Origin of the sequence: Flavonifractor sp. An100, assembly GCF_002161175.1 — a bacterium.
Lineage (GTDB): Bacteria > Bacillota > Clostridia > Oscillospirales > Oscillospiraceae > Lawsonibacter.
This window is the reverse complement of the sequence record NZ_NFMA01000022.1, coordinates 34234-56212: the sequence shown is the minus strand read 5'-3', so window position 1 is coordinate 56212 and position 21979 is coordinate 34234. Positions and strand designations below refer to the sequence as shown.

At 52.1% G+C, this 21979-nt stretch carries 22 protein-coding genes; 17 read left to right on the top strand and 5 right to left on the bottom strand.

All coding sequences use genetic code 11. From position 1 onward, the window contains the following. Positions 1–493 precede the first annotated feature (493 nt). Complete coding sequence (locus B5E43_RS11720) at positions 494–1057, bottom strand: hypothetical protein (RefSeq protein WP_087396935.1); 564 nt, start codon at positions 1055–1057, stop codon at positions 494–496. 161 nt (positions 1058–1218) lie between these two features. Between B5E43_RS11720 and B5E43_RS11715 the strand changes: the two genes are divergently transcribed. Then, positions 1219–2364, top strand: coding sequence for a hypothetical protein (locus tag B5E43_RS11715; protein WP_087396934.1), 1146 nt, complete (start codon positions 1219–1221; stop codon positions 2362–2364). Positions 2365–2483: 119 nt separating this feature from the next. On the opposite strand, the gene B5E43_RS11710 is transcribed toward B5E43_RS11715, so the two are convergent. Continuing rightward, on the bottom strand, positions 2484–2690 hold the full coding sequence (locus tag B5E43_RS11710; RefSeq protein ID WP_087396932.1) for a helix-turn-helix domain-containing protein: 207 nt from the start codon (positions 2688–2690) through the stop codon (positions 2484–2486). Between the two features lie 485 nt (positions 2691–3175). Here B5E43_RS11710 and B5E43_RS11705 point away from each other — a divergent pair, with 485 nt between their 5' ends. Genes B5E43_RS11705 through B5E43_RS11695 form a run of 3 tightly spaced genes read left to right on the top strand, consistent with a single transcriptional unit; the run spans position 3176 to position 5598 of the window. Next, the gene (locus B5E43_RS11705) at positions 3176–3541 is read left to right on the top strand and encodes a DUF3846 domain-containing protein (protein ID WP_087396930.1); all 366 of its coding nucleotides are present in this window, start codon (positions 3176–3178) and stop codon (positions 3539–3541) included. A 3-nt stretch (positions 3542–3544) separates the two neighbouring features. Next, positions 3545–4657 (top strand): amidoligase family protein, encoded by a 1113-nt coding sequence (locus tag B5E43_RS11700; protein WP_087396928.1) that lies wholly within the window; start codon positions 3545–3547, stop codon positions 4655–4657. After that, on the top strand, positions 4657–5598 hold the full coding sequence (locus B5E43_RS11695; protein ID WP_087396926.1) for a hypothetical protein: 942 nt from the start codon (positions 4657–4659) through the stop codon (positions 5596–5598). Before B5E43_RS11700 ends, B5E43_RS11695 begins: the two co-directional genes overlap by 1 nt. 121 nt (positions 5599–5719) lie before the next feature. Here the strand turns inward: B5E43_RS11695 and B5E43_RS11690 are convergent, their stop codons facing one another. Together B5E43_RS11690 and B5E43_RS11685 are read right to left on the bottom strand one after the other, a co-directional pair. Next, positions 5720–6031 carry a type II toxin-antitoxin system RelE/ParE family toxin gene (locus tag B5E43_RS11690; RefSeq protein ID WP_087396924.1) on the bottom strand — a complete coding sequence of 104 codons (312 nt, stop codon included), beginning with the start codon at positions 6029–6031 and terminating at the stop codon, positions 5720–5722. Further along, a complete protein-coding gene (locus tag B5E43_RS11685; RefSeq protein WP_087396922.1) occupies positions 6021–6281 on the bottom strand; it encodes a type II toxin-antitoxin system Phd/YefM family antitoxin in 261 nt (86 codons plus the stop codon). The genes B5E43_RS11690 and B5E43_RS11685 overlap by 11 nt, the downstream gene beginning before the upstream one ends. 69 nt (positions 6282–6350) lie before the next feature. Between B5E43_RS11685 and B5E43_RS11680 the strand changes: the two genes are divergently transcribed. Further along, a complete protein-coding gene (locus B5E43_RS11680; RefSeq protein WP_087396920.1) occupies positions 6351–6911 on the top strand; it encodes a recombinase family protein in 561 nt (186 codons plus the stop codon). Between the two features lie 167 nt (positions 6912–7078). Here the strand turns inward: B5E43_RS11680 and B5E43_RS11675 are convergent, their stop codons facing one another. After that, the gene (locus B5E43_RS11675) at positions 7079–7315 is read right to left on the bottom strand and encodes a helix-turn-helix transcriptional regulator (RefSeq protein WP_087396918.1); all 237 of its coding nucleotides are present in this window, start codon (positions 7313–7315) and stop codon (positions 7079–7081) included. 134 nt (positions 7316–7449) lie between these two features. On the opposite strand from B5E43_RS11675, the gene B5E43_RS11670 reads away from it, so the two are divergent. From B5E43_RS11670 to B5E43_RS11615, 12 genes are all read left to right on the top strand, one after another. Then, on the top strand, positions 7450–8370 hold the full coding sequence (locus tag B5E43_RS11670; protein ID WP_087396916.1) for a WYL domain-containing protein: 921 nt from the start codon (positions 7450–7452) through the stop codon (positions 8368–8370). 48 nt (positions 8371–8418) lie between these two features. After that, positions 8419–10749 (top strand): dynamin family protein, encoded by a 2331-nt coding sequence (locus B5E43_RS11665; RefSeq protein ID WP_087396914.1) that lies wholly within the window; start codon positions 8419–8421, stop codon positions 10747–10749. A 3-nt stretch (positions 10750–10752) separates the two neighbouring features. Beyond that, positions 10753–11112 carry a hypothetical protein gene (locus B5E43_RS11660; protein WP_087396911.1) on the top strand — a complete coding sequence of 120 codons (360 nt, stop codon included), beginning with the start codon at positions 10753–10755 and terminating at the stop codon, positions 11110–11112. 15 nt (positions 11113–11127) lie between these two features. Continuing rightward, a complete protein-coding gene (locus tag B5E43_RS11655; RefSeq protein ID WP_087396909.1) occupies positions 11128–14184 on the top strand; it encodes an ATP-binding protein in 3057 nt (1018 codons plus the stop codon). Continuing rightward, on the top strand, positions 14184–14834 hold the full coding sequence (locus tag B5E43_RS15155) for a hypothetical protein (protein ID WP_158099049.1): 651 nt from the start codon (positions 14184–14186) through the stop codon (positions 14832–14834). Before B5E43_RS11655 ends, B5E43_RS15155 begins: the two co-directional genes overlap by 1 nt. After that, complete coding sequence (locus B5E43_RS11650) at positions 14824–15501, top strand: PoNe immunity protein domain-containing protein (RefSeq protein WP_158099048.1); 678 nt, start codon at positions 14824–14826, stop codon at positions 15499–15501. Before B5E43_RS15155 ends, B5E43_RS11650 begins: the two co-directional genes overlap by 11 nt. Positions 15502–15838: 337 nt before the next feature. Continuing rightward, entirely contained in the window at positions 15839–16888 is a 1050-nt protein-coding gene (locus tag B5E43_RS11645) for a ComEC/Rec2 family competence protein (protein WP_087396905.1), read from the top strand. 92 nt (positions 16889–16980) lie between these two features. After that, a complete protein-coding gene (locus B5E43_RS11640; RefSeq protein WP_087396903.1) occupies positions 16981–17709 on the top strand; it encodes an aspartate/glutamate racemase family protein in 729 nt (242 codons plus the stop codon). Between the two features lie 187 nt (positions 17710–17896). Next, on the top strand, positions 17897–18787 hold the full coding sequence (locus B5E43_RS11635; protein ID WP_087396901.1) for a DegV family protein: 891 nt from the start codon (positions 17897–17899) through the stop codon (positions 18785–18787). A gap of 211 nt (positions 18788–18998) precedes the next feature. Further along, positions 18999–20231, top strand: a complete 1233-nt coding sequence (locus tag B5E43_RS15545; protein ID WP_242964817.1) for a threonine/serine exporter family protein — start codon at positions 18999–19001, stop codon at positions 20229–20231. A gap of 23 nt (positions 20232–20254) precedes the next feature. Then, positions 20255–21238 carry a GDSL-type esterase/lipase family protein gene (locus B5E43_RS11620; RefSeq protein ID WP_158099047.1) on the top strand — a complete coding sequence of 328 codons (984 nt, stop codon included), beginning with the start codon at positions 20255–20257 and terminating at the stop codon, positions 21236–21238. After that, a complete protein-coding gene (locus B5E43_RS11615; protein WP_087396895.1) occupies positions 21235–21708 on the top strand; it encodes a DUF4358 domain-containing protein in 474 nt (157 codons plus the stop codon). The genes B5E43_RS11620 and B5E43_RS11615 overlap by 4 nt, the downstream gene beginning before the upstream one ends. Positions 21709–21979: the final 271 nt, after the last annotated feature.

Sequence of the window (21979 nt, the reverse complement as noted above, 5' to 3'; positions counted from 1 at the left end):
TACTTCGGCCGGCGACAGGTTTTGGCCTGCCGCTTTTTGTGCTGCGATGGTTTTTCATGAGGCGTTGAAAGCCTGTTTGTCAAGGTTCACGCCCTCGCTACTTATTTTCGTAGCAAGGTCCACGATATCGCGCTTCTGCCGGTTCCGACCAAGGCCGCCAGAAATATCTGGCGGTCGAGGCCGGAGTACATGGCCGGGCAGTGGAAGCAGCATATCTGTGCATTCAATTGGATCCCCGCAGTCTATGTCGGGTTCACAGCATAATTCACCCATAGGGGGATCGTTGGCTGTACCGGTGAGCAGCAAAAGACTTTGTACAGGATACATACATTCTCTTGCGCTGCTGAGCACAGCCCCTTTAGGGGGCGGGGGTGGAGCCTCAGGCTCAGGAGTCAGTAGGGCGAGGCAGGAGAGAACATCCATTTGGTCTTCCACTGAACGAACGTCTTCGATGCTTCTGGGTATTTCCCAATGAGCTTCATTTGGCGATAGCTCAGTATTGAACGTCTTCCAAAAGTCCACCTTCATTAGTCGTATCCTCCGCGTGCACCTTTTTTGTTTGGATACCCATGTGGGAATACTTGCTTAATAGAGCATCCCTTTCCGCTTGCCACAACAGCGCAATGTTCTGATCTTGGATCAGTGCGGCAGCTGAACCAAATTGGTTGAATAGCGCTTTAAGACAAATGGGAATATTTTGCTCCACATCGCTATTATTCGGGTCATGGCTGTTCGGCTTTGTCGGCACCATCATGGCGTAAATCGTAAGGTCGGATTGTACACCGTCCAAAGAAGAACGTGTACAGTTTAAATCAGCGTCCGCTAACACATACCATGCGGGCTTGCTGCCCCTAGCTTGTTTCAGGAACACATTTTCCGTAAAGCTGGACTTATCCCAATGAGTCCCGTTGAGAAAAATATCAAGACTGACAATTTGAAAGCGGCAGCGTCTCCACAGAAATAACGGGCCGCCAGCGGGTTGAGAGATGATTCCAAGCCTATTTCGGTTCCCTTTCGAAAGAGCCCCCACAATTTGATCCATATTGGGAATTGACATTGTCATATCCTCCTTATTGGTTGATAAGCTGTTGTCATGGCCATTGACATGCTTGATGGTACAATAACGGAAGATTATTTTCTAGTTCAGGACCATACGCGGATACACAATACTCCAAAAATTTTGACATTGACAAGGAGGCGACCATTTTAAAGAAAAAATTGAAGGACAATATTGCCGCTACAGAATCTGATATTCTCAACGAAGCTATGGAAGAAATAAAGGAAACCGTAAAGTATACCAGAAGAGCGAATGAGCCAAATGACTCTTTGTCACCTGTAATTGAACGCTGCGGAAAATATTTGGAGGCACTCATCGAATGCCATGAGTATCAAGTGAGGCCGGCAACCGCGGAGGAAGCACAAGTAACACAAAAAGCGCTTGTTGAAAATTGGAACTTTGAAAATGAAGATTTCCATTGGTCTACCGCAGAGTCCCGCAAGAGCTATTCTCATATAAACGATCATTTCAAAATGCGCAAATTTCAACCTCGTTATGCTATGTATGGGTTAAGCAACAAGCCAAAGATAGTTGCGCTCCTACCATATTTACTGTTTGCATTTTATAACAACTGTGAGATTGATGGCGGTTGCCCGGCAGACATTTTCTCAGTTTGCGATTCACACGAGAAAACAATTGACAATCAGTCTCGAATTATTACCACATTTTCCAAACGATTTTCAGTCGAGTCGTATATAACGGATTTCTTAAAACAAAAAAGAAGCCAATATCCCAATGCGATCAAAAAACTGAAAACACATGAGGACTTTGTCGAATTTCTTTCGTTTCCGCAAAGAATTGGCAGGTCGAAAAAGCTGCAGAATTATCACCTTACAGATTTACATTATCAGAGCATACTAAACGCTTTGGTATACTCTACCTGTGTCCTCGCGTGCCTACATACGAGTACAAATGATATTTATAGCCAAGTAGATTACAGAGCTTCATTCGAGCTGTTTAATAAACACACGGCAGCGTTTCAGACAGTCTATCTTGCCCCTTCGCTTTTTAACCTAGACGATGATGACGATGATGATGATGACATTGAGCGGTGGAACTTCACTATTTATGATAGCTTTAGCGACATATCATCATGGCAGGCCAGTATTGAAGTTTTTTGTAAAATAGTTTCTGACTTTCCTCAGCAAGAGAAAAATCTATTTCAGAACTGCTTTGGAATAAATATATGTGATTTGCAGGGTCCGCCGTTTTGGGCAGACTATCCATCAAAAGAATGGTATATAAACGCCGCTATCATAACCGCCGCACGATTTAATCCGTTCTGTTATCGTTATTTGATACCGTGATTTGAGGAAAGGCAGATGGGCGGATGAGCAGTTGGAAATCTCTTTTAAAATAGCCTCGTTATCATGTCCCTTTTAGGACAAAAATCAGTTTTGTTCTGCTCATCCGCCCATCTGCCCATTTAAGTGAAAAGCGCCTCGATATCATTCCGTTTGACTCTCCACAGTTTTCCTATACGAGACGCAGGGAGCTTTCCTGAGTTAACGAGTTCATAAAATTTGTTACGGCCAATACATAAAATTGCCATTACTTCCTTGGGGGTCAAGTACTCATATTCAACTTCTGTCATCTTATCCTCAAACTCAAAACTCATATCAGTGCCTTTCATAATAAGTTTTCTCCTTTCGCGAAACAATTGTAGGCGGGAAACTGCCTGCACTAAAGCCGCTTCCCTTATCAGTTTGTTTGGCGTTATTTTGTCCTTCTGTAATCATATATTATTGAACAGATAGGCCCCAGTTCCCGTATTTTCAGTCGCTGACGGGAACTGGGGCCTATTTTGTTTTGGGGCGGATTTGAAGAGAAGCACATACCTTTTTCATCCCACTGCCCCAAATATACCGAAAAGAGGAGGGAAAACAAACATGCTTCGCACAATTTTACTGGCAATCCGCACGATCCTGTGGCGGCTGCTTGGAACGCTTATGAGCAGCGCCTGACCTGCGTACCCATCTCTATGCGAAAGGAGGGCGATCCCCAATGATAAACTGACCTTTACCCCCAGCGATATATGGGCGGTTCTCATCGCTGGTGCGGCTGCTGCATTATGTGCCGCCATCGATCTGATTTTGAAGGAGGAGAAACTAAACGAAAATTCTGAAACTTGAACCGGGAGAACGTCCAAGGACAGAACAGATCCCCAACACGCTTGTTGCAATGCAGGCCGCCGTTGGGGGAACAATCCAGGCCCTTTATCCCTTCGAGGAACCCGTGGCCCTGATCTGCAACGATGAGGGAAAACTGCTCAATCTGCCGCCAAACCGGGTCTTGTACCATCCGGAAACAGGGGGCGTATACGATGTCGTATACGGCCCCTGCTTTCTCTGTGGGATCACGCCCGATTCAGACTCTTTTACAGACCTGACGCCGGGTCAGCTGACCCGCTTTCAACATTATTTCCACTCGCTGGAGCTGTTTTTACAGACAGACTCCGGCCTTTTGATTTTAAGGGAGGACTAAATTATGCGTGAAAACACCTTTATCTGTTCCCACTGTGGCGAGGTCACTCCGAGAGATGAATGCTGCTGTCTGGATGAGGAAGAACTGTGCGCAACCTGTGCGGAGGAGAACACCGTTTTGTGCTCCCACTGCTATACCCGCATCTGGCGCGACGATAACGCCGGGGACGAGGATACGCCGCTCTGCCAGAGCTGCTATGACCGCTACTACACATCCTGTGACCGGTGCGGCCGCATCTTGCATGTGGATGACGTCTACTATGAGGATGACGACGAGGACGCCCCCCTCTGCTATGACTGCCATGAAAATCACACCCATGGGCGGATCATTCAGGACTACTACTATAAGCCCACTCCGATTTTCTACGGGGAGGGAGAGCGCTTCATGGGTGTGGAATTGGAGATTGACGAGGGCGGGGAATGTGACCACAATGCCCGCTCGATTTTGGAGACGGCAAACGGAAGCGGCGCGGAGTATTTTTACTGCAAGCACGACGGCTCTCTGAACGATGGGTTTGAGTTGGTGACCCATCCGATGACGCTGGCCTATCACCAGAGCGAAGTACCATGGGCAGAGCTTCTCCGCAAAGCGGCGGAGCTGGGCTACAAGAGCCATCAGGCAGGGACGTGCGGCCTGCATATCCATGTAAGCCGCCGTGCATTTGGAGAAGCAGAGGGCCAGCAGGACGCCTGCATTGCCAGAATCTTGTACTTCGTTGAAAAACACTGGGAGGAACTGCTCAAGTTCAGCCGGAGGACCCCGCGCCAGTTAGAGCAGTGGGCTGCTCGATATGGGTACAAGGAACAGCCCCGTGAGATCCTGAATCACGCCAAAAAGGGGTATCACGGCGGACGATATACTTGCGTCAACCTCCAGAATTACAGCACCATTGAGTTCCGGATGTTCCGCGGGACATTGAAATATAATACGGTGATGGCCACATTGCAGCTCGTTGACCGAATCTGCGATGTGGCCCTTTTTCTGTCTGATGAGGAGGTAAAAGCTTTGTCCTGGACCACATTCGTTGCCGGATGTACGGCCCCGGAGCTGGTCCAGTATCTGAAAGAGAGACGTCTGTATGTCAATGAAGCGGTAGAGAGCGAGGTGGAGCTATAATGTGCTGCTTATTTGGCCTGATGGACTACGGACGCCGGATGAGTGGACGGCACAAATCTCTGGCGCTGTACAACCTCGCGTCGGCCTGTGAGGTTCGGGGCACAGACGCCACGGGAGTCGCCTACAACAGCGGAGGAAGGCTCCGTATCTACAAGCGGCCCGTGGTCGCGCACAGGATGCGCTTCCACATTCCGGGGGACGCCGCCGTCATCATGGGCCATACCCGTATGACGACGCAGGGGAGTGCGCGGAGAAACTATAACAACCACCCCTTCCCCGGCAGGACCGGTGCGGTGGATTTCGCTCTGGCTCACAACGGGGTTTTGTACAATGATGTGGCGCTGCGCGATTCCCTCCATCTTCCAAAGACTAAAATCCAGACGGACAGCTATATTGCGGTGCAGTTGCTCCAGCGGCAAAACCGGCTTGACTTCTCCAGCCTGCGTAACATGGCCGAGCAAGTATCCGGCTCTTTCACCTTCACCGTACTGGACGGTGCGGACAACCTCTACTTTGTCAAGGGGGACAACCCCCTATGTATCTACCACTATACAGATGCAAAGCTTTTGGTCTATGCCTCCACAGAGGCAATTCTGCGTGGTAGTGTCCGGATGCTGAATCTGCCTGCGAATTTACGCCCGGAGAAAGTGATGCTCCGAGCGGGCGACATCCTGAAAGTGTCCTCTGACGGCTGCTTCTCCCAGGCGGCATTCGATGCCAGCCGTCTGTTTCCCCAGTGGCGCGTTCCATACGGCGTTTCCTGGTCTCCTTCCTCCCGCTACGCGACGCCGGCTCTTGATCCTGCGGAGTCGGAGTACATTCAGGAACTGAAATCGGTGGCGGGCGCCTTCGGCTGCTCCCCGGACGAGATCGACTTTCTGCTGTCGGAGGGATTTTCCCCGGAAGAATTGGAGGAGTACCCCTACTGCGGCGAGCTGTAAATCAGAGGAATCTCTGTGCCATTGGGGTGTACCCGATTGGCAGGGCATAAAAGTATCCCATTGGGGTTGGTTTTAAAGATTTGACACATGCCAAATCCAAAACCGGCCCCAATGGGAATCATCATAGCTGTTTTGGATAGTCCTGTCCCCCGTAGAAAAAGCGAAGCACATAGACCATCTGCTCCTGCTCCACGGGGCGAAAAACCAGGATATAATTTCCAATCACGGTTTTCCGGTAGCCCATCTCTTTCAAGCGCGTATCCTGGCAGCACTCATATAGAAATGGAAACCGGCGCAGCTGGCCGTAGCACTTTTCCACCTGATCCAACAGATTAGCGGCGGCTTTCGGGTTTGCCAGCTTCCGGGCAATGTACCCCAGAGCATCGTCCAGATCCTGGTGCGCCTTCTGGGTGACAATGAGCTTATAGGCCATACTTCTCTCTCAGCCCTTTCAGAGAGTCTTCGGCGGAGAGAACCTGTCCGGATGCCACCTGCTGTTCGGCGGAGGCCAGTTTCGCGTACACGTCCAGCATTCGCATGCGCTCCTCGTACGCTTCCATACTCATCACCACCATATCGCCGTATCCGTTCTTTGTGACGAAAATCGGCTCGCCCACCGCATGGCAGCACTCGGAAATGGCGGTGGTATTTTTCAAATCACGAATGGGAATGATCTTTGGCATACGCCCACCTCCTGTGGCCATATTATACCACGGCCATTCTCCATTCACAAGAGGAAAGGAGTCGAATCATTGAAAATTGGATACATCCGAATTAGTACGTTGGACCAGAACACCGCCCGGCAGGAGGTTCTGATGGAGGCGCTCGGAGTCGATGAGGTCTATATTGACCGCATGAGCGGGAAGAGCGCCGACAGGCCGGAGATGCGCCGGATGCTGGAGTATGTGCGCAGAGGAGATACCGTGGTTGTGGAGTCCATCAGCCGGTTTGCACGCAATACCCGCGACCTGCTGGAGCTGGTGGAGCGGCTCACCGAGAAAGGGGTGGAATTTGTCTCCCAGAAGGAGGCCATCGACACCACCACGCCCACCGGCAAGTTTATGCTCACTGTATTCGGCGCGGTGGCGGAGCTGGAGCGGGAGTACATCCTCCAGCGGCAGCGGGAGGGTATTGCCATTGCCCGGGCACAGGGGAAATACACGGGTCGAAAGCCCATCTCGCCCCCAAATTTTGATGCGGTGGTCGCCCGCTGGAGGAAAGGAGACTTCACAGCAGTAGAGGCCATGAAGCGGCTGAACATGACTTCCAGCACCTTTTACCGGCATGTCCGGAGCCAGGGGGCTAACCACTGAGAAGGGGAACAGCCAGGGGAAAACATTCCTCTGACTGTTCTTTTGCTCTTTAGTATAGTGCGTCACCCTCGTCTCCGGAAAATATTTGGCTGCGAGGAGGTCAAAAATGTCGAAAAATTAGGGAAGGGAGACAACTGCTGTCCACTCAATATGGTATAATGGTCTCATCAAAAATCATCGAAGTAGAGAAATTTGTAGGGAGGCACATCCAATGCCGCGGCAATATCAAATAATGTGTCCAGTGACAGGGCTTTTGAAATATTGGGGGCTTCTAAATGGCCAATAAAGGCCGGCGTTACACCCACCTGCTCTGCAAGCTCCTCCTGGGTCAAGCCCCGGAGCTTACGGTAGTAAGCGATTTTCAGGCCGATTTGGCGGTATTGTTCTTTATAGATGTCTTTCATGTGCAATTCCTCCAAGTCCCTTTTATGGTAGCGAATTGCGACAAAAATTGACATGAGCCTATAAATATATTATTATAACTTCAAGATAGTTTTATATGTTCCATAGCGCATAACTTTCTGTAGGAGGATCGTTTATGGACGGCACGGCGTTAAAGACTGACCGCATCTTAAAAATCTACTCCCAGTTAGTCAATGGGGATATTTTGCGCAAAAAAGAACTGGCGCAGCGCTTCCATGTCACGGAGCGGAGCATCCAACGTGACATGGAAGCGCTGCGCTGTTTTTTTGCAGAGGAAGGGCTACAACAGGATATCATCTACGACCGAGCGGCAAGAGGCTACCGGCTGGAGAGTCCCTCTCGCGCGCTGCTGAATAACAGCGAGATCTTGGCCGTCTGCAAAATCCTATTGGAGAGCCGCTCCATGCGAAAAGACGAGATGCTTCCTATCCTGGACAAGCTCATCGCCTGCTGCGTACCAGAGAAGAGCAAAAAGGCGATAACGGAGTTACTGGCCAATGAGAAACACCACTATGTGGAACCCCACCACAAGCAACGGCTTCTCCCAGGCCTATGGGAGATCAGTCAGGCAGTACAGAACCATCAGATGATGGAAATTGAGTATGAACGTCTGAAAGAACCCAGGCTGGTGCGCCGCCGGGTAAAGCCGGTGGGAATCATGTTTTCAGAGTACTATTTTTACTTGACCGCATTTCTGGAGGACAAGGACACCTTTGAAAATCCAGACGACCTTTTTCCCACCATCTACCGGATCGACCGCATCCGAAATGTTCAGTTGTTGGATGAGCATTTTAAGGTCCCCTATAAGGACCGCTTTCAGGAGGGGGAATTCCGCAAACGGGTACAGTTTATGTACGGCGGAAAGCTGGAACGGATTCGATTTCACTATACAGGGCCGTCCATTGAGGCTGTGCTGGACCGGCTGCCCACAGCGGAAATCGTGGAGCGGGATGAAACTGGATGGACCGTAGAGGCCGAAGTGTTTGGCAGGGGCATTGAAATGTGGCTGCGAAGCCAGGGTTCGTATATTAGTTGAAAATAGAACATACGCAGCGTTAAGCGTTGGAAAGAGAGTGAGATAGAGATGAACAACCAGGTCAAGATCATTTACAACCCGTATCAGAAGACGATTCGCTATCGATACCGCAGCGCACCAGGCCAAGCGTGGGGAGATCTATACCAAGGGAGCGCGCTTTTTAGCGACCTAAAGTATCAGCAAGGTTCCCTGCAAAATTGTGCGGAGGAGATCATTGACTACATTTTGAAGGACTGCTGCACCGACGGGAAAGGCGTGGACCTATTTTTCTCGGGTACAGATACAGACTGGGAGGATCTGAAAGAAATTGTCCGGCGGATGGACGTCAAACAGCAGATCTGCTGCTGCGACGGCGGCGGCCGTATGATCTCGTCTGAGGCTGTGTTGGAAAAGATTGACGAGATTTTTAAAGGGTTGGCCGAAGACTTCGCAGATGACTCCAAAATCAAGGCTGATCTTGATAAGTATTTGGACGCGTCCCGCTCCGGAGTCGTACTTGTTGTAGCCGGTGCGTACAGCGCGGGCAAGTCCTCCTTTATCAATGCCCTCATTGGCGAGGAGCTGCTGCCCACCGCCTCCAGCCCCACCACGGCAAAAATATTCAAAGTGACCTCTCTGCCCCGGGGCACCTGGTCTGATACCGTGATTCGGTTCCAGTACGGCGACCAATCGGTGCAGATTTGTTTTAACCAGGATGGGTACTACCTGGAAGACAGCGCCTTCCTGCCGGAGCTGGAGCTGAAGCGGTGCCTGGACACTGCGCTTCGAGATGTAAGGCCCTCTCCTGCGTATGTCTGCCGGCTGATCTCGGTATTAAACGAATTCAACAGCCTGAAAAACGGCGCTGCAGACCATTTGATCTCAGACTGGATCGAGATTGATACCCCGTTCGTAGGCTCGACCTTGCCGCTGGACCGCTACCAGTTTACCATCTGCGATACGCCGGGACCCAACGCTGCTAAACGTAAAGAACACAAGGAGGCTATGGAGAAAGCGCTGGAAGGACAGACCAACGGTCTCCCCCTGCTGCTCACGGATCCGGACAATATGAGTTCTACTACTGTAGAGGAGCTCCGGGAACAGTTATCCGGTATCGAGGCTCTGGACACTAGCAATACAATGATTGTAGTTAGCAAGGCAGATCGAACCGACTTGGATTCGCTCAAGGAGAATCTCCGCAAAGATGATAATTTCAGCATACAAAACAGTGTGATTTTTGTCTCTTCCGTGGTGGGTTTGGGAGCAAAAAAAGCAGATATGACTTGCTGCGTAGATACCAATACTCGGCGTGTATATAAAACTCAAGCACCATTGTTTCAAGATGGAGACCCGAAACTCTTCCTTGCAGACAAACTACCTGAATACCGCCTCCAACCTATCTGCGAGGCGGGAGAGAGAGCTAATGAAGGGGAAGATATGCAGCAGCGGCTACTCCATAACAGTGGCTTATGGGCTGTTGAGAATGAGATTTCACGTTTTGCAGAAAAATATGCCGCCTATAATAAAAGTCAGCAGGCACAGACCTATCTGTCCTCAGCAATCCGCACACTGAGGGACTGCGCAGAGCGTAAGAAAGTGGAAAAAGCGGAGCTGTTAGCACAGATTGTGGACAAAATGAGCGAAAAGGAGCAGGAATTGGTTCGTGCGCTTGAGGCCGAGAAGGAAAAGAGGCTTCAAGACGATCCGGTTGAATATAAGAAAAAAATCCGCACACAAATCGAAAAATTTGAATCCAGTATGGCTCCCAATGTTTTAAAGCCTCAAATTGCAGCACAATGGAAGCAGTTGAAGAAAAATGATGGGGATATGCAGCGTTGGATCACAAAAGAGATGCAAAAAATGCAGAAGATGATTGCAAATAGCCTATATTCTGAGAGTCGCGCATTTTGGAGAATGTATTTAAACTGGTTCACGTCGAATTGTGCGGAGCTCGTTACCGAGAGCAAGGGACTTTCCGAACAACAAAAGGAATTTCTGCGAGAGCATATTATAAATTTTCCTCAGCCAGAAATATTAGAAATATCTTTTGATTTTAATGATTTAGGCAAATCAGAATGGCGTTTTCTCTTCTGGCATGGGAGAGAATTTAACGCAAAAACCTGCGCAGATAATATGCAGACGGTGTTGAAGGAAAATATAACCCTAATATCAAACAGCTATCTGGATAATGTGCAAAATATGATGAATAAATGGTATGATTCCTTTATCAGTGCCCTAGAGTCGCGCATTGCGGACTTCAATCCCACCTTGCAAGAATTGGTACGACAGCAGGAGGCGTGCAGTCAGGAGATCCAGCATCTTGAGGATCTAAATACTCGCTTTACCCAAAACCAAGAGGAGATCAGACGCCTATTTGAGCTTGACAATGAGGAGGTATGAGTTATGGACAACATTCAGGCCAGGATTAACTTTGTCGACAAGGTCATGAAGGGGCAGTATAGCCGCGCGGAAGCCGAGGCGGAGTTGGATCGTATGGAGCAGGAGTTCGGGGAACGCGCCTTTACCACTGGGAAAGTTACCCGCAAATCCAAGCCGTGGTCGATGGAGGACCTGAAGGATCTGGAGCGCGATTTTATGGCCAGCGCCAGCTCCCGCAAATTCTTTGAGTACATGGCGGAGATGAGCGAGGAGGTCTATCGGAAGAAGCGCCAGAGGAAAAAGCTTGCCATCTTCGGAGGAATTGCGGCGGCAATTGCGCTGGTGGTAGCCGTCGTTGCCCTCGTGCGACTTTTTCACTCCTAAAAAGGGGGAACGTTCATGGGCTTCATACAAAAGAAAGTCAATCAGGCCAAGGAGGTAGCCCAACAAGCGCTCACCATGGCGGCGGATGGCATCGCCACTGCCGCGCAGTTAAGCCAGGCACAGGCCGCCGAGATCGACCAGGCGCGAAAAAACTATCTGAAGTCAGAGAGCGCCGGTGAGCAGGACAAGTTGGACATCGTTTCAAAGTGCCTGAACGCCATTCACGCGGAGGTCACCCAGACCTATCTGCCGCTGGTAAGCTCCTCCTATTGGCCCGTCACTTGGCCGGACGAGAATTTTTCTCCGGAAAATCGCATCCGTTTTTTTGACATTACCAAGTGGACGGTGGATTCCAATGAAAACAATCTGGACAAGCTGGTAAACGTATATCAGGCTCTGTCGGAGGAACGCTGCGTCATCGCACTGATTTACACCCGAACCACTGCCGGCTGCACTGTCACCATGGCCGTGGAGAACTGCGACGAGCTGGATCAGCCCGCGGTTGTCAACGGACTGAGCCGCCGTTTTCGGAGCGCATTTTATGGGAATTTCCCCGGCGCAGAATTGGGGGAGACACAAGACGGAATTCCCCTTGCCCTGCGGGAGCGGCTATCCGGCTGCGCTGTGGCGGCGGTCTCCAATCTGCCGTCTGAAAAATCGGAGAATTTTGTCAGTCAGAGTATCGAGAAGCTACTGGACGGCGTTGTCCCACAGAGAGGAGCTGACGAGTATTCCATTGTGCTGCTGGCTACACCTGCGGACAATCTGTGGGAGCGTCAAAACCGTCTGTGCCAGCTCTACACCGAGTTGAGCCCCTACGCCACTTGGCAGAAAAGCCGTGGTTCTATAGATTCTCTGTCGGAAAGCGCAAGCGCAAGTGTGGGGGCATCTTTAGATACATTGTTGCCCTTCAACCTTGGCCGTTCCTCAAATCGAGCCCAAACCAGCGGTACCACCAGTGGATCAACAGAGACCTATGTGGACTATGGTGTAAAGCATATTCAGGATATGCTGGAGAGCCAGATAAAGCGCATGGATCAGTGCACCGCCCTCGGGATGTGGGATTTTGCAGCGTATATTTTCTCTCACAATTACGATATGGCCAAGAATGTCGCCCACATGTATCTCTCCTTGACCCAGGGGGAGGAATCCTATCTGGAACAGGCTGCCATTAATGTGTGGGAACCCAGAAAGGCGGTTCCAATTTTCCCCTGGCTGCGCGCGCTCCGGCATCCACAGTTCGCGCTGAGCCGGGAAGTGGTACAAAAAGAGCCAGAGCAACTGATTTATCCGTCCCAGGTATCTGTCACTACTGCGCTTACCGGAGCAGAGCTGGCCCATGCCCTCAATTTTCCCCGCAAATCAGTCAGTGGTCTGCCTGTATATGAGTGCGTCCCCTTTGGCCGGGAAGTGGTCCAGTATGCAAAGGACCCGAAAAAGGCGGTCGTTCCATTTGGACGGATCTACCACATGCGGCAAGAGGAAAAGGCTCCTGTATGCCTGGACCGGGATAGTCTCACTGCACATGTGTTCATTACCGGCTCTACTGGCGCAGGCAAATCCAATGCAATTTATACCCTGTTGAATCAGCTGTGCCTGGAAGGAGACGCAGATGCCAATTTCCTTGTAATTGAACCCGCGAAGGGAGAGTATAAGGAGGCGCTGGGAGGCTGCTCCAATGTTCAGGTTTACGGCACCAATCCCTATAAGGCACCGCTTCTGCGCCTGAATCCGTTTTCTTTCCCGGAGGACACCCATGTGCTGGAGCATATCGACCGGCTGATTGAGATCTTCAACGCCTGCTGGCCTATGTACGCTGCCATGCCCGCGGTCCTGAAGGCCTCTGTAGAGCAGGCGTACAAGGGCTGCGGATGGAGCTTAAATTCCTCCACCTGTACAGGCCCTATGCGGAAGTTTCCTACCTTTCGCGATGTAATGAAGGCTCTTCCGACTGTTGTGGACAGCAAGGGCTTTTCCAATGATACGCAGGGAGACTATAAGGGCGCGCTACTGACCCGGCTGGAATCCTTGACCAACGGGATCAACGGGCAAGTTCTTTGTGCCTACGATGAACTTCCTGACAGTGAGCTATTTGACAAAAATGTCATCGCGGATCTGAGCCGAGTGGGTTCTTCCGAAACAAAAGCCTTGCTTATGGGTGTTTTGATCCTAAAACTTCAGGAACACCGCATGGAACAGCGGGCAGATGGGTCAAACAAGCCAAACAGCGGTCTGCGCCACATTACGGTGCTGGAGGAGGCGCATAACCTGCTGCGGCGTACCTCCATGGAGCAGAGCCAGGAGAGCTCCAACCTCCAGGGGAAGTCGGTAGAGATGCTGACCAATGCCATTGCAGAGATGCGTACTTATGGCGAAGGGTTTATCATCGCTGACCAGTCGCCCGGCCTTTTAGATATGGCGGTGATTCGTAATACCAATACCAAGATCGTACTGCGCTTGCCAGATGAGAGCGACCGTATGCTGGTGGGGAAGGCCGCGGGACTAAACGACGACCAAATTGTGGAACTGTCCCGCTTGGATACCGGTGTGGCCGCGGTGTATCAAAATCACTGGCTGGAGCCGGTACTGTGCAAAGTTGACTACTTTGGCGAGGCCAGATGCTTCTCTTATCAGCCCACTTTAGCCTGCAAAAATCAGCTGGCAGAGTCTGTGTGTCAAGTCTTACTCCAAAATGCGCCGGATGGCACGCTGCTGGAGCGGGAGGGCATAGACCATATCCGGACATGGATCGACCGTCGCGAAACAGGTCGAGAGGCAAAAAAGCTACTGTATCATGCGATAATCGACCAAAAACCACTTTCAACGGCCGAGCAGAGATATGTCCTCTACTGCTTGGTACATGGGAAACGGTTGGTGGAGGAAATTCGCCGCGACACAGTAAGCGTAGAAGAGGCCCGAACATTGGCAGATCGTAAAATTACGGAATCCTTATTGGTATCAGAACATACTGCGCAGGAGATCCGGCAGATTATACTATCCTATGCAGCGAAAGAAGTCCAAACGGACCGGAAGCAGTATCAAGAGTTGATGGAAATTCGGGGGGTGAAATAATGGCCAATTTTGAAAGAGGTGACGTTCCCGCTGGCGAGATAAAGTCTTCCGAAATCCAGAATAAGGATACTTTTGATCTTCCGGATGACTCTGGAGATGTGCCGTATCAGACAGAGTTGCCTGACGACTCCGGGGAGTGTCCCTCCAAGGAACTAGAAAACATCCAGAAGCAGGATGATGTGATAGAAGCGGTGAAATCGGGGGACACTCCATTGGAAGACACAAAGCAAAAAGGAAACTTTGCTGAAATGTACTCTGATCAGATCTTTCGTGAGATGGGATACGAACGCATTTCCCTTGACATGGTCACTGGTCTGGACGATAAAGGGCACGGAGGTATTGACGCAGTATACTATAACCCAGCAGGGAAGCCGCCTTATATTATCGTAGACGCCAAATACAATACCGCTCAGTTGGCAGAAACAAAAGGTGGAAAACAGATGAGCAAAGACTGGATTAACGCCCGTTTAGACAGTGCAGTTGGAAAAGAACGGGCAGATGAAATTCGGGAAGCCATGTTGGATGACAATGTTGGATGTTATGTGGTGCGGGTCGGTGTTGGCGATGACGTCAATACTCCGGTCATATTTGAAAAATTGGACGATAACGCAAACGTTGTATCGAAAGGGGAGAGTTTCAGTGCTTCGTGATTGTAGGAAAACACAGGATTATTTTGAGCGTTATCTTCGGGAGCAAGAGACGCGGATCGTTCGTTTCAGCAAGAAACTGGAGGAGTTGGTATCAGACCAAAAACCCTTACCTAAAATTCAACAATGCCATCGCTTTTTGTCCAGTTTGATGCACGATAAGTTCTATGCCCAGTACTCCTTGGGCTGCGAAAAAAGCCTCCTCATGCAGACTTTCCAGGCGTATCTGCTACATGTCCAGACGCAAGGCTCTCTGACGTATCAAGAAGTATTGGACACGCTTTCTCTTGCGGTCCTATTTCAAGTTGACCTCAAAAGCACGCTGCCTGCTGCATATATTCCACAGGATGCACTGCTACAGACGCTTTACTCTTATCAGAACGGCCGCACCGAGGATGCGCCCGAAGATAGCAAGCTGCTCTTTCCGGATACGACTTCTGTATTTATGGAGACCCTGCAGGAAAAAAGATCTGCGGAAGATCTGCGGGAGTATATTCAGTCACAGTGGTACGAGGACAACAAAGAATCCGCGTGGTTTGATTCGGACAAGCGGACGGATGATACGTACTGCGGCTACTGGTGTTTTGAAGGAGCTGCAGTGGCGCTTATCCGGAAATTTGAGCGCAACACATTTTCAAACTGCAGATTCTTTCCAGTTGATATGCTGTGATAAAATTAACAGTTCACTTTCGAGATAATTCGCAATCTCTCGTCCTGTTATGCCATATCCTCCGTTACCAACATTTCTGCCTACAAGCACCGAAATACTGCTGAATTCCAACTAAGAATTATTAAGAGCGTGAAACAGACAAATCCCCGCAATCCATTGGAGTACAATGGATTGCAGGGATTTATCGAGAACGCATGAAATTCCGTAATACCCTATGCACCGTACTCCTAAGGGGAAGGCCGGGGGTTCGAATCCCTTCTGGGACGCCACGTGGCCGCAAAGTCTGCTTTGCGGCCACCTTTTTCTCCCGCTGAACCCATTTCCTTGGAGGACCCCTATGAAACAAAAATTTCTTTCCCTTCTTCTGCTGCTCACCCTGCTCACCGGCTGTGCCGCCCCCGTTCCCGCCTATCAGGCCCCGGAGGAGGGCAGCTCCTTTGCCGTGCACTACATCGACGTGGGCCAGGCGGATGCCGCCCTGGTGGAGTGTGACGGCCACTACATGCTCATTGACGGCGGCAACGCCGCCGACTCCGACCTGATCTACTCCTATCTGGAACAGCAGGGGGCCTCCCACCTGGACTACATGGTGGCCACCCACATCCACGAGGACCACATCGGCGGACTGCCCGGCGCTTTGCATTACGCCACGGTGGACACCGCCCTTTGTCCCGTCACCCAGGGGACCACTCAGGTGTTTGACAATCTGGTCAAGTATCTCTCTGCCCAGGACAAATCCCTCACCGTTCCCGCTCCGGGGGACACCTTTGATCTGGGCAGCGCCCAGGTGGAGATTTTAGGCCCTGTCAAGGACTACTCCGACGCCAACAACACTTCCATCGTCCTCCGGGTGGACTATGGCCAGACCTCCTTTCTCTTTACCGGCGACATGGAGCGGGAGGCGGAGGAGGATCTGCTTCAAAGTGGTGCCGCCCTGGAGGCCACCGTGTTGAAGGTGGGACACCATGGCAGCGAAACTTCCACCAGCTACCCCTTCCTGCGTCAGGTGATGCCGGAATACGCCGTCATTTCCGTGGGGACGGACAACTCCTACGGCCACCCCTCCCAGGACACCCTCAGCCGCCTGCGGGACGCCGAGGTCCAGGTCTATCGTACCGACTTGCAGGGGACCATTGTGGCTCAGAGTGACGGCACCACCGTCACCTTCCAGACGGAAAAACAGTCCTCTCTCCCCACCAACCCTACCCAGCCCGCCGGAGAGGGCTATGTAGGAAATTCCAACTCCATGAAATTCCACCTTCCCTCCTGCTCCTCGGTCTTGGACATGTCCCCCGACAACCAGGTGCTCTTTGATACCCGGGAGCAGGCCATACAGGCGGGATACTCCCCCTGTCAGCGGTGCAAGCCCCGCCGGGTCGGCCGCTGACCCTCCTCCTATCGGCGCTTTCCTTTGTTCCCTCTCCGCTCATGAGGAGCGGTTCAGCCACCAAAAAATATGTGAAAAGGAGCGAAGTGGTTATGCATTTAGTAGGCGGTTACACAAATTACGGACAGGACATTGGAATTTTGATGCTGGACACCATTTTCCCCCGTATCCCCGGCGACATTGGCAATGCCAAAAGCTACCCTAACGTTCCCGTACGCTACAAGGTGGTAAAAGATGCATTCTGCCACCGCATCATGGGGCAGGACCACGACCCCACTCTGTTACAGCCCTTTATCCAGGCCGCTCAGGAGTTGGAGGCAGAGGGCTGCCGGGCCATCACCACCAGCTGCGGCTTTTTGGCTAAATTCCAAAAGGAGTTGGCAGCTTGTGTCCATATTCCGGTGTTTACCTCCGCTCTGATGCTGGTCCCCTTGGTCCGCAATATGATCAACCCCGACCTGGAAATCGCCATCTTCACCGAGCGGCCCTGGAACCTCACCGAGGACCACTTTAACCAGGCCGGCTTCTCCACCAAGGACATCCCCGTGGTGGTCAGCGGCATGCCAGAGGGCTCCCCCTTCCCCTCCCTCTTCATTGACAACCACCTGGAGGAGGATCGGGAGGTGCTGCAGGAATGCATGGAGGAGATGACCCGCCGCCACATGAAGGAGCACCCCAACACCGGCGCCATTGTCTTTGAGTGCACCAACTTCGGCCCCTTTAGCCGTCAGGTGCAGGACATCGCCAAGGTCCCGGTATTTGGCATTAACCAGCTGTTGGAGTACATTGCCGCCTGTGTGGATATGCGTTCCTACTACTGATCTTGTACGTTTTTCGGCGCAGATGGTCCGTCAAAGAAGCTGAAAACAATCTGTAAACTTTCTGTTTTTTTGTTGAGCTTTGGTCCGCTTCGCAGTATCATACCAGTATCCCCTACCGGGCGCTGCCCGGTCACGACGCTCTCTTCCGGCGGAGAGGAGGGACGTCCCGAATGCGAAGGAGAGAGGTATGAAGTTCCATATCGTCAGTGACAGCTCCTGCGACTTGGGTTTGGAGAGAACCCAGCGTCTGGGCGTTGATCTGGTATCCTACTATGTGGCGCTGGGTGATGAGGTGTACTACCGAGAGGAACGGGACATTTCCACCCACGACTTTTACCAGCGCATGGCCGACCATCCCGGCGTGTTTCCCAAAACATCCATGCCCACCATTGAGGACTATTTGGATGTATTTCGCCCCCTGGCTCAGCAGGACATCCCCATTCTGTGCATCTGCCTGAACGCCCGGTTCAGTGGTTCTTACCAGTGTGCGCAAAATGCCCGGAACGCTCTGTTGGAGGACTTTCCCAAGGCACAGCTATATGTAATGGACTCCCAGCTGGCTACCGTGCTTCAGGGATTGCTGGTGGAGCAGGCCGTTCAGCTGCGGGATCGGGAGTTTACTCTCATGCAGGCGGTGGAAGCCCTGGAGCCCATCCGCTCCACTGGACGTATCTTCTTTACCACCAACGACTTAGATTATCTCAGCCACGGCGGACGAATTGGAAAGGCAGCAGCCGCCACCGGCTCTTTGCTAAAAGTAAAGCCCCTAATCGGATATCAGGACTGCGGACTGGTTTCAGATGGCATCGCCCAGGGACGAAAAAAGTCCCTTCAACGGGTCCAGGAATTGTTTTACCGCTATGTTCAACACCAGGAGCTGGACTTGTCCCAGTGGCAAGTGGTCACTGGATTTGGTCTAGACCGACAGGAATACGACTCCTTTACCGACACCCTGTTCGACGGACTGGCCCAGCGGGGGTATTCCGTGCCCCGTTCCCCGGTCTATCAGATTGGTGTTACCATCGGTGTACACACCGGCCCCACCCCCATCGGAGTCGGTATCCTGCGCCGCTGCTGACCCTTTTCGCCTTCTCCTACGCCAGACAGAGCATCCTCTGTCTGGCGTATTTTTTTATAAAAATTTTGGTGAATTATGTCCTTTCCTGAAAAACTATTTTTACTTGCTCCCCGTCTTCTCTCATAGAAGAGGGCACTGGCATCCAATCGCTTTTCACACTTGCAATTTATGGGAAACATGATATCCTGTAAAAGACAATCAGGAGGGTATCATGGATCACGACAAACTTCTTAACCTAGGCGCAGAACTGGGCCGGCAGCTGATGGCCAGCGGCGCCGAAATTTATCGGGTAGAGGAATCGATAAACCGGCTGCTCACCGCTTATGGGCTGCAGCCCCAGGTCTTTGCCATTCCCAACTGCCTGATCGTCAGCGTGAACACCCCCGAAGGGCATCCGCTGACCCGGATGTGCCGCATCCCTGCTCACGGGACGGACATTGAACTGCTGGAACGGTGCAACGCCCTGTGCCGCCGCCTGTGCCGGGAGGTTCCCCCCATTGACCAGGCCTTGTCCCTGGTTAACCACCTGCAAGACGACCTGCGCCATTTCCCCGCCTATGTGCTACCCATTAGCTATATGGTCACCTCTGCCTTCTTCGCCCTCTTCTTCGGCGGCAGTCTGCCCGACTGCCTCAGTGCCGCTCTATGCGGCCTGGCCGTGGCACTCTGCGGCCTGTTCGGCCACTTTTTTACTGGCTCTAACCTCTTTTTCCGCACCGTCATCTCTTCCGCAGCCGCCTCCGGTTTGGCTCAGCTTCTGGTATTTCTGGGATGCGGGCGGAATTTGGACGCTATTACCATTGGTACCCTGATGGTCCTTGTCCCCGGCATGGCCCTCACCAACGCCATGCGGGAAATTATGGCCGGCGACCTGATTTCCGGCCTGACCCGCACGGCTGAGGTGATCCTGGTGGCCACTGCCATCGCCTTGGGCACCGCCTTGCCCCTACTGGTAGGCTCCGGCTCTGCCGCGGTGGCCAGCGATCCCCTCAGCCCCGGCTATCTCTCCTGCCTGTGGGCCTTCTGCGCCTGTGTGGGCTTTGGCCTGGCCTTCAATATCCAGGGACGGGGCATTCTGATCTGCGGTCTGGGCGCCGCTCTGAGTTGGCTGGTCTATTTGCTCACCCTCTCCCTGTGGGAGAATGATATCCTCTGCGCTTTTCTATCCGCCATGGCGGTGGGTGCCTATTCCGAGATCATGGCTCGGGTCCGCCACTGTCCCGTCACCGGCTACTTGCAGGTGGCCCTTCTCCCCCTTGTGCCCGGCGCCGGCATCTACCACGCCATGGTATATTGCGTGGGCGGCTACACCAACCTGTTTTTATCCACCCTGCTCCACACCCTGGGCTTCGCTGCCGCCCTGTCTGTGGGCGCTATGCTCATCACTTCCCTTCTTTGCGCCCTGCTACCCAGACTGCGCCGGGAAGGGACATCCACATCCTGATCCCATCCTTGGAGGTTTCTCTCATGTTCAATTTCCTTTTCCCCCGCCGTGCCGCGGCGGTTCTCCTCTCCTCTTCCCTGGTCCTCAGCGCACTTACCGCTTGCTCCACCCCCCCTGCCTCCTCTTCCCAGAGCTCCACTTCCTCCTCCACTACCTCCTCGTCCAGTCAAAATGCATCTGGCTCCTCCTCCCCCCAGGACTCTGCCTCTGCCGCCCTTCAGCCCACCCACACCACCTCTGACTCCCAAGAAGATGGAGCGGCTCCGGATACATCCTTGTCAGAGGAAAACCAAAAGGCAGTTTCTTCTTACGACTTCTCCCAGCCCGCTCCAGAAAGCGAGGCCGTGGACGTGAGCTACTTTGACGACGCCGCCTTCGTGGGGGATTCCCGGACAGACGGCTTCCTCATCTACAGTGGAATCGGCCGAGGGAAAAATCTCACCTCCAACGGTCTTTCCATCTTTAAGCTGGAGACAAAAAAGGCCATTACCATTGACGGTCAATCCTATACTCTGATGGAGGCTCTGGCTCTGGAGCAGTACGGAAAGGTATATCTATCCCTGGGCATCAACGAGCTGGGTTATTATGATGACGAGGGCTTCTACCGCAACTACTGTGAGGCCATTGACCACATCCGAGAGCTCCAACCCAACGCTGTTATTTACATTCAGGGGCTCATCCCTGTCAATGAGACTCTCATAGCCCAAACCACCGGCCGTACCTACTTGACCAACGACCATCTCAGGGTCTACAATGATTTGATGAAGAAGGCCGCAGAAGAAAAGCAGGCGGTCTACTTAGATCTGTACAGCGAGTTTGTGGATGAAAATGGTTCACTCCCCGCAGATGCCAGCAAGGACGGCGTCCACCTGCGCAGCGCCTGGTGCAAACAGTGGTTGGCCTATCTGGAAACTCACACCGTGGACTATGACACTCTCTACCCCAACGGCGCACCTCAGCCCGCGTCTGCCCAAGGGGAAACTCAGGAAGGAAGTGTGGAACAATGAGATCCAAGCTACGGCTGCTTGCAGCGGCACTCTGCTGCGTAACAATTTTGACGGCCTGCCAGGGTAAAAACGACCAGTCTCCCTTCTCGAAAGACCTGGTTCAAAAACTGGCTGATGGCAGCGTCTTTTCCGAAGAGCTGGAGGAGCTGCCCGCCGATACGGCATTTGCACTGTACCGGCTGTCTGACTATGGTCTGAGCCAGGATGCACTGACCGACTGTGCCCTGCTTCGCTCCTCTGGCGCCACCTGCGAGGAGGCAGCCGTACTGATTTTGGACAGCTCCCAATCCGCGGAGAAGGCCGAACAGGCCCTGACAGATTACCTGGAAAACCAAATTTCCTCCAATCAGGATTATCGTCCCACTGAAATTCCCAAGCTGGAAAATGCCATCCTGGAGCGCCGGTCAGACACCGTCCTTCTGGTGGTAGCCAACGACCGGGAAGCGGCCGACTCCATTATATCCGGATAAGGACGCAACTCTTATTTAATAATTTTTTAAATATTTTGCACTTGTCAGCTTTTTTCAAATATGGTACCCTAGGTTAGGTGGAACCCCTTCCACCTAACCTATTTTATTCTTTTAAAAAGGAGGGACATCAGGTGGACTTATGCGGACGAAGTACCCAATTGGACAGTGATATTCACTTATGGGACCGGTTTGTCCAGGTCCCCTGGTTCCCTATTTAGCGGAAACCGGCCCCTGGCCGTTCCATAGCTGAGTATCACCGCGGAATTGCAGC

Bases quoted from the DNA above. Each gene is read 5' to 3' on its own strand.
- B5E43_RS11695 (WP_087396926.1), top strand. From the start codon at position 4,657: ATGTGCTGCTTATTTGGCCTGATGGACTACGGACGCCGGATGAGTGGA.
- B5E43_RS15545 (WP_242964817.1), top strand. From the start codon at position 18,999: ATGGATCACGACAAACTTCTTAACCTAGGCGCAGAACTGGGCCGGCAG.
- B5E43_RS11620 (WP_158099047.1), top strand. From the start codon at position 20,255: ATGTTCAATTTCCTTTTCCCCCGCCGTGCCGCGGCGGTTCTCCTCTCC.
- B5E43_RS11660 (WP_087396911.1), top strand. From the start codon at position 10,753: ATGGACAACATTCAGGCCAGGATTAACTTTGTCGACAAGGTCATGAAG.
- B5E43_RS11685 (WP_087396922.1), bottom strand. From the start codon at position 6,281: ATGCCAAAGATCATTCCCATTCGTGATTTGAAAAATACCACCGCCATT.
- B5E43_RS11690 (WP_087396924.1), bottom strand. From the start codon at position 6,031: ATGGCCTATAAGCTCATTGTCACCCAGAAGGCGCACCAGGATCTGGAC.
- B5E43_RS11640 (WP_087396903.1), top strand. From the start codon at position 16,981: ATGCATTTAGTAGGCGGTTACACAAATTACGGACAGGACATTGGAATT.
- B5E43_RS15155 (WP_158099049.1), top strand. From the start codon at position 14,184: ATGGCCAATTTTGAAAGAGGTGACGTTCCCGCTGGCGAGATAAAGTCT.
- B5E43_RS11615 (WP_087396895.1), top strand. From the start codon at position 21,235: ATGAGATCCAAGCTACGGCTGCTTGCAGCGGCACTCTGCTGCGTAACA.
- B5E43_RS11675 (WP_087396918.1), bottom strand. From the start codon at position 7,315: ATGAAAGACATCTATAAAGAACAATACCGCCAAATCGGCCTGAAAATC.
- B5E43_RS11720 (WP_087396935.1), bottom strand. From the start codon at position 1,057: ATGTCAATTCCCAATATGGATCAAATTGTGGGGGCTCTTTCGAAAGGG.
- B5E43_RS11665 (WP_087396914.1), top strand. From the start codon at position 8,419: ATGAACAACCAGGTCAAGATCATTTACAACCCGTATCAGAAGACGATT.
- B5E43_RS11645 (WP_087396905.1), top strand. From the start codon at position 15,839: ATGAAACAAAAATTTCTTTCCCTTCTTCTGCTGCTCACCCTGCTCACC.
- B5E43_RS11670 (WP_087396916.1), top strand. From the start codon at position 7,450: ATGGACGGCACGGCGTTAAAGACTGACCGCATCTTAAAAATCTACTCC.
- B5E43_RS11700 (WP_087396928.1), top strand. From the start codon at position 3,545: ATGCGTGAAAACACCTTTATCTGTTCCCACTGTGGCGAGGTCACTCCG.
- B5E43_RS11710 (WP_087396932.1), bottom strand. From the start codon at position 2,690: ATGAAAGGCACTGATATGAGTTTTGAGTTTGAGGATAAGATGACAGAA.
- B5E43_RS11635 (WP_087396901.1), top strand. From the start codon at position 17,897: ATGAAGTTCCATATCGTCAGTGACAGCTCCTGCGACTTGGGTTTGGAG.
- B5E43_RS11655 (WP_087396909.1), top strand. From the start codon at position 11,128: ATGGGCTTCATACAAAAGAAAGTCAATCAGGCCAAGGAGGTAGCCCAA.